Origin of the sequence: Micromonospora sp. WMMA1996 (genome assembly GCF_002573675.1) — a bacterium.
Classification (GTDB): domain Bacteria; phylum Actinomycetota; class Actinomycetes; order Mycobacteriales; family Micromonosporaceae; genus Micromonospora; species Micromonospora sediminicola.
In genome coordinates, this window is the sequence record NZ_PDHU01000003.1 from 571481 (window position 1) to 584969 (window position 13489).

Sequence of the window (13489 nt, forward strand, 5' to 3'; positions counted from 1 at the left end):
GCGGGCCGGGCTCAGCCGGCGGTCAGGTTGTCGGCCACCTCGCGGTCGAGGTTGGCCAGGATCTCGTCGGCCAGGGCGTGGTCCGGACCGGCCAGGTCCAGGCGTACCCGGGCGCCTCCGGCGTCGGCCGGCTCCACGTCGATCTCCGCGGACCAGTCGGCGGCGCTCCACCGGGCCCGCATGTCCTCGGCGTCGACCACCTCCACCTGGCAGTCGCCGGAGCGGCGCAGCTCCTCCGGCAACCACGCGGAGGAGCGGTCCGGGTCGGTCGCGGTGTTGAACACCACCTCGGGCGGCGCGGACATGCCGCGCTCGGCGTGGCTGGCCATCAGGCGTCCCGCAGCCGGCTCGGGTCGACCTCCCGGCCCGGGTGGCGGGCCAGGTACTCGGTCTCCAGCTCGGCGGTCCGACGCAGGTGGTTGGCGAGCGCGGAGTCGGTGGCGTGCCGCAGCGTGTCCAGCCGGGTGCGGTGCAGGCTCTGCATCTCCCGGATCAGGTCCTCGTCGCCCAGCTCGGCGGGGTCCACCCCGAGCAGCTCACCGTCGCCGGCCCCGGTGGTGCGGGCGTGGTCGCCGTCCCACTCGGTGACCCGCTGCTCCGGGCTGGCGTCCCGGCGTACCGATTCGGTCATCGTCGCCCCCTCGTCTCGTTCGGGCTGGCGACTAGACGGATGCCCAGCGCGGCTGCCACCAAACCCGGGGCACCTACGACGCCGCGTCGGAGACGGCCGGCGGCCCCGGTACCCTCGATGGCATGCAGCGGCTCTGGACACCGGCGTGGATCGTCCGCCACGTGGCCATGGTCGTGCTGGTGGTGGGCTTCCTCGGGCTGGGCTGGTGGCAGGTGACCCGGGCCGCCCAGGGCAACGCGCTGAGCTTCGGCTACGCGATCGAGTGGCCGGTCTTCGCCGGTTTCGTGGTCTTCGTCTGGTGGCGTGAGGTGCGGCACGCGCTGCGCGCCGCGCCCGGGCCGTCGACCGCGCCGCCACCGTCGGCGGCCGCCGACCCGGAGCCGGTCACCACCACCCCGGCGGTACGCCGGCCGGTGCGCGCCGTCCGGGTGCCGGCGGCGCCGCTCGACGGGGCGGACGACGGCGAGCTGGCCGCCTACAACCGCTACCTTTCCTGGTTGAACGCGAATCCGGGCTCCCGGCCCGGCGACTATCCCGGCTGAGGCCGGTGCGGAAGGACGGACGACGGTGGGCGGAGCCCTTACCCGGTACCGCGTGATCGCCTGGATCGTGGGCGTGGCGCTGGTGGTGCTGGTCCTGATCGGCATGCCGCTGAAGTACGGCTTCGACAACCCGAGCGTGGTGGCCGTGGTCGGCGTCGCGCACGGCTGGCTCTACATGCTCTACCTGGCGCTCACCTTCGACCTGTCCCGCCGGGCCGACTGGCCGTTGAAGCGGATGCTGCTGGTGATGCTCGCCGGCACCGTGCCGTTCGTCTCGTTCTACGCGGAACGGCGGGTGAGCCACTGGGTGGCCGCCGGGAACCGGCCCCGCACCCCGGAGCCGGTCGCCGGCTGACCCCGGACCGCCGCGGGCCGGGCTCAGCGTGCCGGCCGCCACGGCGCGGCGGCGGGCGGGTCGGTCCAGCCACCGAGGCGCGCGCCCTCGCGGGCCCGGCGCAGCGCGCGGGTCACCTGGCCGAACTGCCGCTCGTCGTCGCTGCTGAACAGCAGCACCTCGGCACCCCGGATCCGCCCCCACAGCTCGTGTGCGGGCGGGCGCCAGCGGTCGCCGAGCAGCACCAGCAGCAGCGGCAGCAGTCCCACCGCGCCGAGCGTCAGGTACGCCCCGGCGGTGAGCCGCTCCAGGCCGCCGGTGAAGCCGAGCAGCAGACCGACCGCGGCGATCAGCGCGGCGGAGACGGCGACCGCCCGCACGGCGAGCCGGTCGTGCGGGCCGCGGGTGGTCCAGAGCTGGGTGATCTCGGTCACCGCCCAGCTGTTGCGGCCGACGGTGAAACGCTCGGCGGTGACGACGATGCCGGGTCGGGCGTAGAGCAGCGTGGGCGCGGTCGCGTGCGGCGACCGGGGCGGGCGGGCGGAGGAGCGATCGGTCTGCACGGCGGCCTCCCGGGGTCGCGGATCCCGTGGTGGGGATTCCCGGTTCCGCGCTTCATTGTGTGGCGGACACGCCACCCGACCTCGGGTTTTCGCCCGCCCGGCCGGCACGTCGCCGGACCGGCCCGCCGGAAACAGAGAACGATTTCCGTCTTTGTCGTGACTTTGCCTGGCGTGGGCTGGCGACATCCGTCCAGAACGACGAATCGGGCGAGTCGCGCCTTCCGCCCAGGAGCGCCGAAGCACGCGACGCGAGGTCCGCGAAACGGTCACGGACGGTCAGCTGCCCCATTGTCACTTTCCGACACTTTGCCAACTTTCGCCCCTGCTTGAACTCCCGTCCACTCCGATCACGGGTTAGGTTGTCCAGGTCGGTCCGGTCGACCGCCGTCCGCCCGGACGGCGCCGGGTCGGTGTCGACGGGGCGTGGAACGCCTCCCGTCGACCGTGGAGAGGAGCTTTCCGCTCTTGTCGTCCTTACGGATGCTGCTCCGCTCGCTGGCGGTGGCCGGCCTCTCGGCCGCGCTGCTCGCTCCGGCGTCGGTGGCTCGGGCCGAGCCCACCCCCGCCGAGCTGACGAAGCAGATCGAGAAGTCCTCGACTGAGCTGGAGCGAATCGTCGAGTCGTACAACAAGCTCAACGAGGAGATCAAGGCCAACAAGGCCACCGCGGCCACGTTGGAGGCCCGGATCGGCCCGTTGCAGGACCAGGCCGAGCGGAGTCGCGCCGACGTGGGCGCGATCGCCGCGACGGCGTACAAGACCGGCGGCATGCGCACCGCGGCGGCCCTGCTGGAGCCGGGCGGTCCGGCGTCGTTGCCGGACCGGCTGGGCACGCTCGACCAGCTCACCCGCCAGCGGCAGCGCACCATCGACAGCTTCACCGGTGACCAGCGCCGGCTGATCGACCAGAAGACCCGGCTGGACGTCACGCTGGCGAAGGAGGCGGCGCAGGCCAAGCAGCTGGCCGCCGCCAAGAAGCGGATCGAGGCGGACCTGTCCGGCCTCTACGAGATGCGTCGCAAGGCGTACGGTCGGGCCACCGAGGCCCCGGTCAAGGCGAGTTCGGCGGGCACGCCCCCGGCCGTCTCCGGCAAGGCCGGCGTCGCGGTGCGGTACGCCTACGGCGCGGTCGGCAAGCCCTACGGCTACGGCGACGACGGCCCCGGCAGCTACGACTGCTCCGGGCTCACGCTGGCCGCCTGGCGGGCCGCCGGGAAGTCGCTGCCGCACAGCGCGGCGCAACAGTGGGACGCGGTGACGCGGATCAGTCGCAGCCAACTGCAACCGGGCGACCTGGTGTTCTACTCCGGCCTCGGACACGTGGCGCTCTACGTCGGCGGCGGTCAGATCATCGACGCGCCGAGCGCGGGCCGCAACGTCAGCAAGCGGGGCATGAACATCATGAGCATCGCCGGCTACGGCCGGGTCTGACCCGCAACGACGAACGGCCGGCGTCCCCCTGTCGGACGCCGGCCGTTCGTCGTTTCCATTACTACCAGGTCAGGCCGCCTGCAGCCCTTCGGCGCGGGCCAGCTCACGCAGCCGGCCGAGGGCCTGGATCTCCAGCTGGCGGATCCGCTCCCGGGAGAGCGAGAACCGCGACGCGACCTCGGTCAGCGAGTGCTCACGCCCGTCCTCCAGGCCGTAGCGGGCCCGCATGATGCCGGCCGACCGGTCGTCGAGGTGGTTGAGCAGACCCTCGATCCGCTGCCGCTCCAGGCCGGTCAGCACGATCTCCTCCGGCGACGGCGCGTCGCTGTCGGCGACCAGGTCACCGAGGTTGGTGTCGCCGTCGTCGCCCACCGGGGTGTCCAGCGAGACGGTGTCCTGCGACCAGCGGCGCAGCTCGTTGACCCGCTCGACGGTGACGCCGAGCGCGGTCGCGATCTGCTCCGGCTCCGGGTCGCTGCCCAGCTCGCGGGTGAGCTGCCGGGCCACGTTGCGCATCCGGTTGACGTCCTCCACCAGGTGCACGGGCAGCCGGACGGTGCGCTCCTGCTGGGCGATGGCCCGGCTGATCGCCTGCCGGATCCACCAGGTCGCATAGGTGGAGAACTTGAAGCCACGCTCGTAGTCGAACTTCTCGACCGCGCGGACCAGGCCGGTGTTGCCCTCCTGGATCAGGTCCAGCATGGGCATGCCGGAGCGCACGTAGCGCCGGGCGATGGAGACGACCAGCCGCAGGTTGGCGCGGATGAACAGGTCCTTCGCCCGCTCCCCCTCGGCCACCACGCGCTCCAGTTCCTCCCGGGTGGCCCCGTCGGGGAGCCGGTCGGTGTCGAGCAGGTGCTCGGCGTAGAGACCCGCCTCGATCGCCTTGGAGAGATCCACCTCGCGGGCGGCGTCCAGCAGCGGCGTCCGGGAGATCTCGTGCAGGTAGACGCCGACCAGGTCCCGCTCCTCGGCGACCTCGTCGGTACGCATGCCGATGTTCTTGTCCACGATTGCCACGGTCCCCTCGCTCGCGCCGGTTGCCCGGTTCCTTGCCATCCCCACGTTCATCAGCCCTCCCCGTAACCTCCGCTGTGCCCGTAGGTGCTGACACCTACACAACAGATGTGACGCGTCGGGGATTCCATGTCGTGAGTCGAAACTGTCACGAATGCCTGAGTAGTAGCTGAGAGCCCGGTCCATGTTTCCTGTCAGGACCCCTGCTCGGGCGACTCGTGGCCGCCCTGGTGGTGGGCGCGGGAGCAGCGGAATCGCCGTCCGCCCATGGAATGGCACCATTGCCTGTTCCATGAACACAGCGAGCCGCGTCACCGCGTCATTGCGATCCTGGTCACTGCCTGATACGCGCCCGTGGACCCACCGGTTCAGCCACGGTGAGGATTACCCTCCGCCTCGTTGAACAATCCGCTCGGGGAGAGACGTCCCCTCCCGCCACGTGATACGCGTCGCACCCGCCGGGCGGATGCGCCGGGCGGGTGGTTTCGCGCTCGGGGTCAGGAGGCGAGCAGGGCCAGGGCGCCGCGTACCTGGTCGGCGGAGCGGGCCAGCGCGGCCCGGGCGGCGGGCACCTCCGCGCCGGAGACCAGCGCCACCAGGGCGGTCTTGAGGTCGCCGTCGGCCTCCCGCAGGGCGACCCGGCAGACCTCCTCGGCGCACCCGGTCGCCTCCACCAGGATCGAGATCATCCGGCCGCGCAACTTGGCGTTGGTGGCCACCATGTCGATCATCAGATTCGAGTAGACCCGGCCCAGGCGCACCATGACGGCCGTGGAGAACGTGTTCAGCACCAGCTTCTGCGCGGTGCCCGCCTTCATCCGGGTCGACCCGGTGACCACCTCGGGTCCGGTGTCCACCCCGATGAACACGTCCACCGACGGGGCGGCCTCGGCCTCCGGGTTGGCGCACAGCAGCACGGTCCCGGCCCCCTGGGCCCGGGACGCGGCGAGCGCCCCGAGGACGTACGGGGTGCGCCCGCTGGCCGCCAGGCCGACCACCAGGTCGCCGGGGTGCACGCACTCGCCCGCCTCGGCGGCGCCGCCCCGTTCGTCGTCCTCGGCGTCCTCGACGGCGCGCCACATGGCCTCCGGGCCCCCGGCGAGGTGCGCGCAGAACCAGTGCCGGGGCGAGTTGAACGTGGGGGCCAGCTCGGCCGCGTCCAGCACGCCGAGACGGCCGGAGGTGCCGGCGCCGAAGTAGTGCACCCGGTGCCCGCCGCGCAGCGCGGCGACGGCCAGGTCGACGGTCTCGGCGATCTCGTCGAGCACGGCGGCCACCGCGGCCGGCACCCGCCGGTCGGCCTCGTTGATGACGGTGAGCACGTCCCGGGTCGACATCAGGTCGAGGTCGACGCTCTGCGGGTTGCGCCGCTCGGTCGGCGCGCCGACGCGCACCACCGGACGCACCACGGCCACCTCGTCCCGCTCCACCCGGCCCGCCGTCATCCCCGCCTCCGCCCGGGACCCACCCGGTGCGACTGGACGGCCTCGGCGGTGGCCTCCAGGGCCTTCTTGGTCCGGGCCCGGCTGCGGGCGGCCACCCCGACGAAGAGGCAGTCGACCACGGTGAGCTGGGCCAGCCGGCTGGCCGTCGCGCCGGACCGGTAGGTCGTCTCCCGGGCGGCGGTGGTGAGCACGTGGTCCGCGACGTCGGAGATCGGCGAGCGGGGGAAGTTGGTCAGCGCCACCGTGGTGGCCCCGCGCGCCCGGGCCTGCTCCAGCACCTCGATCACGTCGGAGGTGGTGCCGGTGTGCGAGATGCCGACCGCGACGTCGCCCCGGCCGAGCAGCGCGGCCGAGGTGAGCGCGGTGTGCACGTCCGGGAAGTAGAACGCGATGCGGCCGATGCGGTGCAGCTTCTGCTGGAAGTCGGAGGCGACGAAGCCGCTGGCGCCCGCGCCGTAGACGTCGATCCGGCCGGCCGCGCCGATCGCCTCGACGACCTGCTCGCAGACCGCCGGGTCGAGCTGCTCGGCGGTCTCCTCGACGGCTCGCGCGTCGTTGAACGCGATGGTGGCGATGATCTGCGCCAGGTCCGCGCCCGGCGGGATGTCGCCGCCGACCACCCGGGCGTCCGGCGGCTCGATCCGGCGCGCGGCCTCGGCGGCGAGCCGGATCCGCAGCTGGGGATAGCCGTCCATGCCGACCGACCGGCAGAACCGGATCACGGTCGCCTCGGATGTCTCGGCGGCGGTGGCGAGATCGGTGATGGTGCGCCGGGCCGCGTCGGCCGGATCGGCGACGACCAGCCGGGCCACCCGCTGCTCGGCCGGGGACAGCGAGGGAAGGAGGCCGCTGATGTGGACGATCAGTCCACCGGGCTCGTGACTCGCAGAAATCTTCGGACTCTTCGCCACGGATGAAACTTACTTTCACAGGCCGTGAGCGTCAACCATGACGCCGCGTATCGGGAAATTTACCGCCTTCCGCGCCCGGCCCCCTCGCCCAGGGTCCCATCGTCGCAGCCCGGCCGCCTCATCCGGTCCGGTCGAGTCGGTGCCGCCGGCCGACCGGACCGTCCGCCGTCATGCGCTCCCGGGCCGGCCGGACGGCCGTCGCCGGGTCACCGGTCGGCCCTCCGGGCGGCCGGTTAGCGTGTGGGCATGGCGGATCGCACGGTGCTGGTGACCGGAGGCACGGGCGGGCTGGGGGGCGCGGTCACCGCGGTCTTCCTGCGGAGCGGCTGGCGGGTGGTCGTACCCCAGCGGGAGCCCGGGACGGACGACGGTCCGGTCCGGGTCGTGGCCGACCTGCTGACCCCCGAGGGGGCGGCGCGGGCGGTCGAGGCGGCGACCGACGAGCCGGCCGCGCCGTTGCGCGCGGTGGTCAACCTCGTCGGCGGGTACGCCAGCGGCGGGCTCGTGCACGAGACCCCGGTCGAGGAGTTCGAGCGGATGCTGCGGATCAACCTGCGCCCGACCTACCTGGTCACCCAGGCGGCGTTGCCGCACCTGGTCGAGGCCGGCGGCGGCGCGGTGGTCTGCGTGTCGGCCCGGGCGGCGGTGGCGCCGTTCCCCGGCGCGGCCGGCTACGTCACCGCCAAGGCCGCGGTGCGGGCGTTCGCCGACGCGGTCGCGGTCGAGTACCGGCCGCACGGAGTGCGGTGCAACACGGTGCTGCCGAGCGTCATCGACACCCCGGCCAACCGGGCCGCCCAGCCCGAGGCCGACCACCGGCGGTGGGTGCCGCCGGCCGAGATCGCCGCCGTGATCCGCTTCCTCGCCTCCGACGAGTCCGCGCCGACCAGCGGCGCGAGCGTCCCGGTCTACGGCCGGGCCTGAGCCGGCACCGGTCCGTCCCGCCCCGCGCCGCCGGAGGGCCGAGGCGTGCCCTCCGGGCCCGGCGCGGCCAGGGCCGGCGGGTCGTCCGGCAGCCACTCGCTCAGGTGCGCCCGGATCCGGCGGGACACCTCCTCCGGCGTGCCGCTGCCGTCCACCACCACGAACCCGGCGTACTCCGGCAGCGACCGGTAGGCGGCGTCCGCCGCGGTGAGCCACCGCATGCTCTCGTGGTCGGTGCCGCGCCGCTCGATCCGCCGGTACGCCTCGGCGGGGTCGAGGGTGAGCAGGAACGTGACCCGGGGCGACGGGAAGATCCGGTACCCGGCCCGGGCCAGCCGTTCCCAGCGCTGCCCGCCGTGCGCCCGGATGCTGGCGTACTGACAGGCCGACCAGCGGTCCATCACCGCCGTCCGGCCGGTCACCAGGCAACTGACCAGGGCCAGCGCGATCGCGAGCCAGCGCAGCGCGGACTCCACCGCGAGCAGTCCGTCGCGGCCGACGAGTCGTTGCGCGTCCGGCCGGCCGACCCGCTGGGCGAGGCGGCCGAGCCAGCGGCGACCGCCGGCGTTGCGGTGGTAGGTGGCGGGGTGGCCGGCGGCGGTGAGCGCCTCGGCGAGCCGGTGGGCCTGAGTGGTCTTGCCCGAGCCGTCGATGCCGATCAGGGCGACGGCGCGCAGTCGGGCCCTGCCGCGCCGCGTCCGCAGTGAGCTGGCCACCCTGCCGAGGTTATCCGACCGACGCTCATCCTCGGCGATTTGTCGCTTTCCTCCCCGAGCGGACGGACCGCGCCGGAACAGGTGTGACCGGAGCTTCCGCCGGGTACGCCTGTTGATCCCACCGCCCATGACGACGACGGGAGACCCAGATGGCCGAGCGCGGGGACGAGACCCTGGTGCACACGCTGAAGAAGGTCGCCGCCGTGCTCAAGCAGTCCGAGATCCCGTTCGCCCTGGGCGGCAGCTTCGCCGTGTACGCGCACGGCGGCCACTCCAGCGACCACGACGTGGACTTCCTGCTCCGCGAGGCCGACGTCGACCGGGCCCTGGAGGCGCTGGTCGAGGCCGGCTTCACCGCCGAGCGCCCGCCGGAGGACTGGCTGGTCAAGGTCTACGACGAGGGACGCATGGTGGACCTCATCCACCGGCCGATCGAGACCCCGGTGACCGAGGAGACGTTCGCCGACACCATCGTGCGGCCGGTCGACGCGATCCACATGCCGGTGCTCTCGGCCAGCCAGCTGATGGTGCACAAGCTGCTCAGCTTCTCCCAGCACTACTGCGACTTCGCCCGCGCCCTGCCGCTCGCCCGTTCGCTGCGGGAACAGATCGACTGGGAACGGGTACGGAAGGAAACGCAGCACTCGCCGTACGCGGAGGCGTTCCTGGTGCTGCTCGACCGGCTGGACGTGCTGCCCGGCGGCGCGCCCGGCGGAAGGGAGACCCCGTGACCGGACGGTCCGGCGACGTGCCCCCCGACGAGTACGTGGAGGCGGAGATCCAGAACATGCTGGCCGAGGACCCGTCCGTGGCCGAGCAGGGCATCACGGTGGTGCGCCGCGAGCGCGGGCTGGTGCTCTACGGCGAGGTGGAGAGCCCGCACCGACGGGAGGAGATCCTCCGCCGGGTGGCCGAGCGCTTCCCGGACACGCCGGTGACGAGCGACATCGGGGTGATCCGCACCCAGGCGCCCACCCAGGTCGAGGAGCTGCCGTGAGGGAGGTTCGATGGTGATCCGGATCGCCGCCGTCGGCGACGTGCACGTGGACGAGGACGTGGTGGGCCGGTTCCGTCCCGCGTTGGAGGAGCTGCCCGACTGCGCCGACGTGCTGCTGCTCGCCGGCGACCTGACCCGCCACGGCACCGAGGCCGAGGCCCGGTGCGTGGCGCGGGAGTTCGGCGACCTCGGCGTACCGGTGATCACCGTGCTCGGCAACCACGACCACCAGTGCGACCAGGTGCCGCAGGTGGTCAAGGTGCTGGAGGACGCGGGGATCACCGTGCTGGAGGGCACCGGCACCGTGCTGGAGTGCGCCGGCGGGCGGCTCGGGGTGGCCGGGGTCAAGGGGTTCGGCGGCGGGTTCGCCGGGCGGTGCGCCAGCGACTTCGGCGAGCCGGAGATGAAGGCCTTCGTGCGGACCACCCGGGAGAGCGCCGACGCGCTGGCCGCCGCGCTGCTGTCGCTGGAGTGCGACTCGCTGGTCGCGCTCACCCACTACTCCCCCGTGCCGGACACGCTGGCCGGCGAGCCGCTGGAGATCTACCCGTTCCTGGGCTGTTACCAGCTCGGGCAGGCGATCGACTCGGCGCCGACCGCGCTGGCGTTGCACGGCCACGCCCACCACGGCACCGAGCGTGGAACCACGCCGGGCGGGGTCCGCGTCCGCAACGTCGCGCACCCCGTGATCAAGCAGGCCTACAGCGTGTTCCACCTGGGCGACCAGGTCGACTGACCGGGAGGTTTCCGGGATCGGCGAGCCGGGTATCCAGCCGCCATGGAGCTGATTCTCTGGATTCTCGCAGTCGTACTCGTGGTCGCCGGAATTCTCGCGCTGTTCCGCCGGCAGATCCTCTGGGGCATCGTCCTCATCGTCGTCGGCCTGCTGGTCGGCCCGGGTGGCGTCAGCATCTTCAATTAGCGAACCCTTCCTTCACCCCTGACCCGCCGGGGTCGTCGGGTCCGGCGCTCTGTCCTCCCAGACCGGAGCGTCCGGACCCGGCGATCCCGGCGTTTCCACGTCCGGCCCCGGCCGGGCGTTTGTGACCCCCGTCGAGCGGAAACATCTCGACCATGGAGACAACGCAGAGCGCGGGTCGGCGTACCGCCGGGGTCCGGAAGTGGTGGGCCCTGCTCGGCTTCGGCGCCGCCACGTTCGCCGCCGCCGCCATCGGCGGGCTGGGCGTCCGGGGCACCTCCGCGGAATACCAGAGCCTGGAGCAGCCCGCCTGGGCGCCGCCCTCCTGGCTGTTCGGCCCGGTCTGGACGGTGCTGTACGCGTTGATCGCGATCGCCGGCTGGCTGGTCTGGCGCCGGGTCGGGTTCGGCCCCGCGCTCGGGGCCTGGGTCGCGCAGCTCGTGCTCAACGCGATCTGGACGCCGCTGTTCTTCGGCGCCGGCCGGTACGGGCTGGCCTTCGCCGAGATCGTGGTGATGTGGCTGGCCATCGGCGTGACCGTGGCGCTGTTCCGGCGCGTCTCCCGGCCCGCGACGCTGCTGATGCTGCCCTACTGGGCCTGGGTCACGTTCGCCGCCGCGCTCAACTTCGCCATCTGGCGGCTGAACTCCTGACCGGTGCGGGCGCGGGGACCGGTCGTCCCCGCGCCCGCCGGGGTCAGCAGCGGGGCACGCCGGGGATGTAGCCGTCGTAGCCGGTGTAGACGTAGGCGTCGGAGATGAACCGCCCGGAGCCGATCCGGTCCCAGATCGAGCTGGTGCCGTAGGTGCCGGTGACGCTGGTGCCGCTGGTCTGGCAGTAGATCGTCACCCCGGCGCCGTCGGCCACCGTGCCGACCGCGCTGTAGCCGGTGCCCGGACCGGACCGGACCGTCAGCGCGGCGCCCGCGGTGTTGACCGTGCCCGCACCGGTGTCCGCCCCGGCGCAGCCGTTGTCGCTGGTGTAGGTCTTCGTGCCCCAGTAGAGGGCCTGGGCGCCGTTGAACTTGATCTTTACGGCGCTGCCGCTCGAGCGCTGCTCGTAGTGCAGGTGCGGGCCGGTGGACCCGCCGGTGGTGCCGACGTACCCGATCACCCGGCCGTATCCGACGGTCTGCCCGACCGAGACGTTGAAGGCGTTCAGGTGCGCGTAGTAGGTCGTCCAGCCACCGCCGTGGTTGATCCGGACGTACTTGCCGTAGCTCGTGTCGCCGAGGTTCGTCACCACGTCGACCGTGCCGGGCGCGCTGGCCACCACCGGGTCGCCGAGGTCGTCGGTGCGGTTGAAGTCGATCGCGTTCGCCGGACTGTGGTTGGTCCGCGTCTGGCCGGACCAGGACTGATTGCACGGGAACGGGACCTTGAAGGTCGGCGCGGCCAGGGCGGGCGCCGCCGGGACCAGGACCGCCGCCGCCAGGACCGCCACCCCGGACGCGAGACTGAGCCACCGCTTACGCATCCACTGCCTCCTATGTTGAAAGTCTTCAATCCGATGCGGACAGCGTGACAGAAAGTTCCATCGAACGGAAGATTCGTGGGAGCGCACCCACGGCCGCTGGCGAGGGTTTCGGGATTGTTACCGGGCCGTGTCCGGCAGGGGGTGGACCGGGCGGGATGCAAGCGCTTACATGTGGGGACGACCATCGGACCGGCGCGGGTTCGATTTCCCCCCACGCGCCGGCAAGGAAGGAGATCGGCATGGCGTTTGCCAGATCACGCCAGGCTCTCGCGGTCACCGGCGTGCTGGGGCTGGCGCTCGGCGTCGCCGCCTGCGGCACCGGCAACGACAAGAAGAGCGACAACGCGAGCTCGCCCGAGTGCGCGGCATACGAGAAGTACCAGGGCAACGACGGCAAGAAGGTCACGATCTACTCCTCGATCCGTGACATCGAGGCCGACCGGCTGGACCAGTCCTGGAAGCAGTTCGAGGACTGCACCGGCATCGAGATCGACCACGAGGGCTCGGGCGAGTTCGAGGCTCAGCTCCCCGTCCGGGTGGACGGCGGCAACGCCCCCGACATCGCCTTCATCCCGCAGCCGGGTCTGCTGAAGCGCTTCGTCGACTCGGGCAAGCTCAAGCCGGCCGGCGCCGACACCAAGGCCATGGCCGAGCAGAACTACTCCCCCGACTGGCTGAAGTACAGCACCGTCAACGGCCAGTTCTACGGCGCCCCGCTGGGCTCCAACGTGAAGTCCTTCGTGTGGTACTCGCCGAAGACCTTCAAGGAGAAGGGCTGGTCGGTCCCGACCACCTGGCAGGAGCTGATCGACCTCAGCGACAAGATCGCGGCGAGCGGCACCAAGCCGTGGTGCGCCGGCATCGAGTCCGGTGACGCCACCGGCTGGCCGGCCACCGACTGGATCGAGGACGTCCTGCTGCGTACCGCGGGCCCCGAGGTCTACGACCAGTGGACCACCCACGGCATCCCGTTCAACGACCCGCAGGTCGCCACGGCCGTCAACCAGGCCGGCACCATCCTGAAGAACGAGAAGTACGTCAACGGCGGCTTCGGCGGCGTGAAGAGCATCGCCACCACCGCGTTCCAGGAGGCCGGCACGCCGATCACCTCCGGCAAGTGCGCGCTGCACCGCCAGGCGTCCTTCTACGCCAACCAGTGGCCGCAGGGCACCAAGGTGGCCGAGGACGGCGACGTCTTCGCGTTCTACTTCCCGGCGATCGACCCGGCCAAGGGCAAGCCGGTGCTGGGTGGCGGCGAGTTCGTCGCGGCCTTCGCCGACCGTCCCGAGGTCCAGGCGGTGCAGACCTACCTGGCCTCCGGCGAGTACGCCAACAGCCGGGCCAAGATCGGTGACTGGGTGTCCGCGAACAAGAAGCTGGACCTCAACAACGTCCCGAACCCGGTGGACAAGCTCTCCGTGGGCATCCTGCAGGACTCCAAGACCGTCTTCCGCTTCGACGGCTCGGACCTGATGCCGGCAGCGGTCGGCGCGGGCACCTTCTGGAAGGGCATGGTCGCCTGGATCAACGGCAAGGACACCACGAGCGTCCTGAACGACATCGAGGGCAGCTGGAAGTGATCT

The 13489-nt window shown here is 72.3% G+C and carries 17 protein-coding genes and 1 pseudogene; 10 read left to right on the forward strand and 8 right to left on the reverse strand.

Annotation, left to right across the window (positions count from 1 at the left end; translation table 11 throughout):
- Positions 1 to 11: 11 nt before the first annotated feature.
- A complete protein-coding gene (locus tag COO58_RS22365; protein WP_091571520.1) occupies positions 12 to 329 on the reverse strand; it encodes a hypothetical protein in 318 nt (105 codons plus the stop codon).
- The gene (locus COO58_RS22370) at positions 329 to 631 is read right to left on the reverse strand and encodes a DUF6158 family protein (protein WP_098747077.1); all 303 of its coding nucleotides are present in this window, start codon (positions 629 to 631) and stop codon (positions 329 to 331) included. The genes COO58_RS22365 and COO58_RS22370 overlap by 1 nt, the downstream gene beginning before the upstream one ends.
- A 122-nt stretch (positions 632 to 753) precedes the next feature.
- On the opposite strand from COO58_RS22370, the gene COO58_RS22375 reads away from it, so the two are divergent.
- Both COO58_RS22375 and COO58_RS22380 read left to right on the forward strand, forming a co-directional pair.
- The gene (locus COO58_RS22375; RefSeq protein ID WP_091571513.1) at positions 754 to 1173 is read left to right on the forward strand and encodes a hypothetical protein; all 420 of its coding nucleotides are present in this window, start codon (positions 754 to 756) and stop codon (positions 1171 to 1173) included.
- A gap of 25 nt (positions 1174 to 1198) precedes the next feature.
- Positions 1199 to 1528, forward strand: coding sequence for a DUF3817 domain-containing protein (locus tag COO58_RS22380; protein ID WP_091571510.1), 330 nt, complete (start codon positions 1199 to 1201; stop codon positions 1526 to 1528).
- Between the two features lie 23 nt (positions 1529 to 1551).
- On the opposite strand, the gene COO58_RS22385 is transcribed toward COO58_RS22380, so the two are convergent.
- The gene (locus tag COO58_RS22385; protein ID WP_091571507.1) at positions 1552 to 2070 is read right to left on the reverse strand and encodes a DUF6232 family protein; all 519 of its coding nucleotides are present in this window, start codon (positions 2068 to 2070) and stop codon (positions 1552 to 1554) included.
- A gap of 465 nt (positions 2071 to 2535) precedes the next feature.
- Between COO58_RS22385 and COO58_RS22390 the strand changes: the two genes are divergently transcribed.
- On the forward strand, positions 2536 to 3501 hold the full coding sequence (locus COO58_RS22390) for a C40 family peptidase (RefSeq protein ID WP_091571504.1): 966 nt from the start codon (positions 2536 to 2538) through the stop codon (positions 3499 to 3501).
- Between the two features lie 69 nt (positions 3502 to 3570).
- On the opposite strand, the gene COO58_RS22395 is transcribed toward COO58_RS22390, so the two are convergent.
- The 3 genes from COO58_RS22395 to COO58_RS22405 all read right to left on the reverse strand — a co-directional run bounded on the left by COO58_RS22395 (position 3571) and on the right by COO58_RS22405 (position 6874).
- A complete protein-coding gene (locus tag COO58_RS22395) occupies positions 3571 to 4560 on the reverse strand; it encodes an RNA polymerase sigma factor RpoD/SigA (RefSeq protein ID WP_176558955.1) in 990 nt (329 codons plus the stop codon).
- 455 nt (positions 4561 to 5015) lie between these two features.
- The gene (locus COO58_RS22400) at positions 5016 to 5963 is read right to left on the reverse strand and encodes an N-acetylmuramic acid 6-phosphate etherase (RefSeq protein WP_091571499.1); all 948 of its coding nucleotides are present in this window, start codon (positions 5961 to 5963) and stop codon (positions 5016 to 5018) included.
- A complete protein-coding gene (locus COO58_RS22405) occupies positions 5960 to 6874 on the reverse strand; it encodes a MurR/RpiR family transcriptional regulator (RefSeq protein WP_091571497.1) in 915 nt (304 codons plus the stop codon). The genes COO58_RS22400 and COO58_RS22405 overlap by 4 nt, the downstream gene beginning before the upstream one ends.
- Positions 6875 to 7120: 246 nt before the next feature.
- Between COO58_RS22405 and COO58_RS22410 the strand changes: the two genes are divergently transcribed.
- The gene (locus tag COO58_RS22410; protein ID WP_091577041.1) at positions 7121 to 7798 is read left to right on the forward strand and encodes an SDR family NAD(P)-dependent oxidoreductase; all 678 of its coding nucleotides are present in this window, start codon (positions 7121 to 7123) and stop codon (positions 7796 to 7798) included.
- Here COO58_RS22410 and COO58_RS22415 read toward each other — a convergent pair.
- Positions 7783 to 8514, reverse strand: a complete 732-nt coding sequence (locus COO58_RS22415) for a dTMP kinase (protein ID WP_091571494.1) — start codon at positions 8512 to 8514, stop codon at positions 7783 to 7785. The two genes, COO58_RS22410 and COO58_RS22415, sit on opposite strands and share 16 nt — an antisense overlap.
- A gap of 149 nt (positions 8515 to 8663) precedes the next feature.
- On the opposite strand from COO58_RS22415, the gene COO58_RS22420 reads away from it, so the two are divergent.
- The 5 genes and pseudogenes from COO58_RS22420 (at position 8664) to COO58_RS22435 (ending at position 11083) form a co-directional block, all read left to right on the forward strand.
- Complete coding sequence (locus COO58_RS22420; RefSeq protein ID WP_091571492.1) at positions 8664 to 9245, forward strand: nucleotidyltransferase; 582 nt, start codon at positions 8664 to 8666, stop codon at positions 9243 to 9245.
- 56 nt (positions 9246 to 9301) lie between these two features.
- Entirely contained in the window at positions 9302 to 9511 is a 210-nt protein-coding gene (locus tag COO58_RS22425) for a hypothetical protein (protein WP_245666557.1), read from the forward strand.
- Positions 9512 to 9521: 10 nt separating this feature from the next.
- Positions 9522 to 10299 (forward strand): annotated as a pseudogene (locus tag COO58_RS22430) (metallophosphoesterase).
- Positions 10290 to 10433 (forward strand): GPGG-motif small membrane protein, encoded by a 144-nt coding sequence (locus COO58_RS30350; RefSeq protein ID WP_007464364.1) that lies wholly within the window; start codon positions 10290 to 10292, stop codon positions 10431 to 10433. The pseudogene COO58_RS22430 and the gene COO58_RS30350 overlap by 10 nt, the downstream one beginning before the upstream one ends.
- A gap of 152 nt (positions 10434 to 10585) precedes the next feature.
- Positions 10586 to 11083, forward strand: a complete 498-nt coding sequence (locus COO58_RS22435; protein WP_091571483.1) for a TspO/MBR family protein — start codon at positions 10586 to 10588, stop codon at positions 11081 to 11083.
- Between the two features lie 43 nt (positions 11084 to 11126).
- On the opposite strand, the gene COO58_RS22440 is transcribed toward COO58_RS22435, so the two are convergent.
- Positions 11127 to 11906, reverse strand: coding sequence for a M23 family metallopeptidase (locus COO58_RS22440; RefSeq protein ID WP_091571480.1), 780 nt, complete (start codon positions 11904 to 11906; stop codon positions 11127 to 11129).
- 239 nt (positions 11907 to 12145) lie between these two features.
- On the opposite strand from COO58_RS22440, the gene COO58_RS22445 reads away from it, so the two are divergent.
- Positions 12146 to 13486: an ABC transporter substrate-binding protein gene (locus COO58_RS22445; protein ID WP_091571476.1), complete on the forward strand. Its 1341-nt coding sequence runs from the start codon at positions 12146 to 12148 to the stop codon at positions 13484 to 13486.
- Positions 13487 to 13489 lie beyond the last annotated feature (3 nt).

Excerpts from the sequence above, each read along its gene's own strand:
- COO58_RS22370 (WP_098747077.1), bottom strand. The coding sequence starts at position 631 with ATGACCGAATCGGTACGCCGGGACGCCAGCCCGGAGCAGCGGGTCACC.
- COO58_RS22435 (WP_091571483.1), top strand. The coding sequence starts at position 10,586 with ATGGAGACAACGCAGAGCGCGGGTCGGCGTACCGCCGGGGTCCGGAAG.
- COO58_RS22420 (WP_091571492.1), top strand. The coding sequence starts at position 8,664 with ATGGCCGAGCGCGGGGACGAGACCCTGGTGCACACGCTGAAGAAGGTC.
- COO58_RS22375 (WP_091571513.1), top strand. The coding sequence starts at position 754 with ATGCAGCGGCTCTGGACACCGGCGTGGATCGTCCGCCACGTGGCCATG.
- COO58_RS22425 (WP_245666557.1), top strand. The coding sequence starts at position 9,302 with ATGCTGGCCGAGGACCCGTCCGTGGCCGAGCAGGGCATCACGGTGGTG.
- COO58_RS22395 (WP_176558955.1), bottom strand. The coding sequence starts at position 4,560 with ATGGCAAGGAACCGGGCAACCGGCGCGAGCGAGGGGACCGTGGCAATC.
- COO58_RS22410 (WP_091577041.1), top strand. The coding sequence starts at position 7,121 with ATGGCGGATCGCACGGTGCTGGTGACCGGAGGCACGGGCGGGCTGGGG.
- COO58_RS30350 (WP_007464364.1), top strand. The coding sequence starts at position 10,290 with ATGGAGCTGATTCTCTGGATTCTCGCAGTCGTACTCGTGGTCGCCGGA.
- COO58_RS22440 (WP_091571480.1), bottom strand. The coding sequence starts at position 11,906 with ATGCGTAAGCGGTGGCTCAGTCTCGCGTCCGGGGTGGCGGTCCTGGCG.
- COO58_RS22400 (WP_091571499.1), bottom strand. The coding sequence starts at position 5,963 with ATGACGGCGGGCCGGGTGGAGCGGGACGAGGTGGCCGTGGTGCGTCCG.
- COO58_RS22365 (WP_091571520.1), bottom strand. The coding sequence starts at position 329 with ATGGCCAGCCACGCCGAGCGCGGCATGTCCGCGCCGCCCGAGGTGGTG.
- COO58_RS22445 (WP_091571476.1), top strand. The coding sequence starts at position 12,146 with ATGGCGTTTGCCAGATCACGCCAGGCTCTCGCGGTCACCGGCGTGCTG.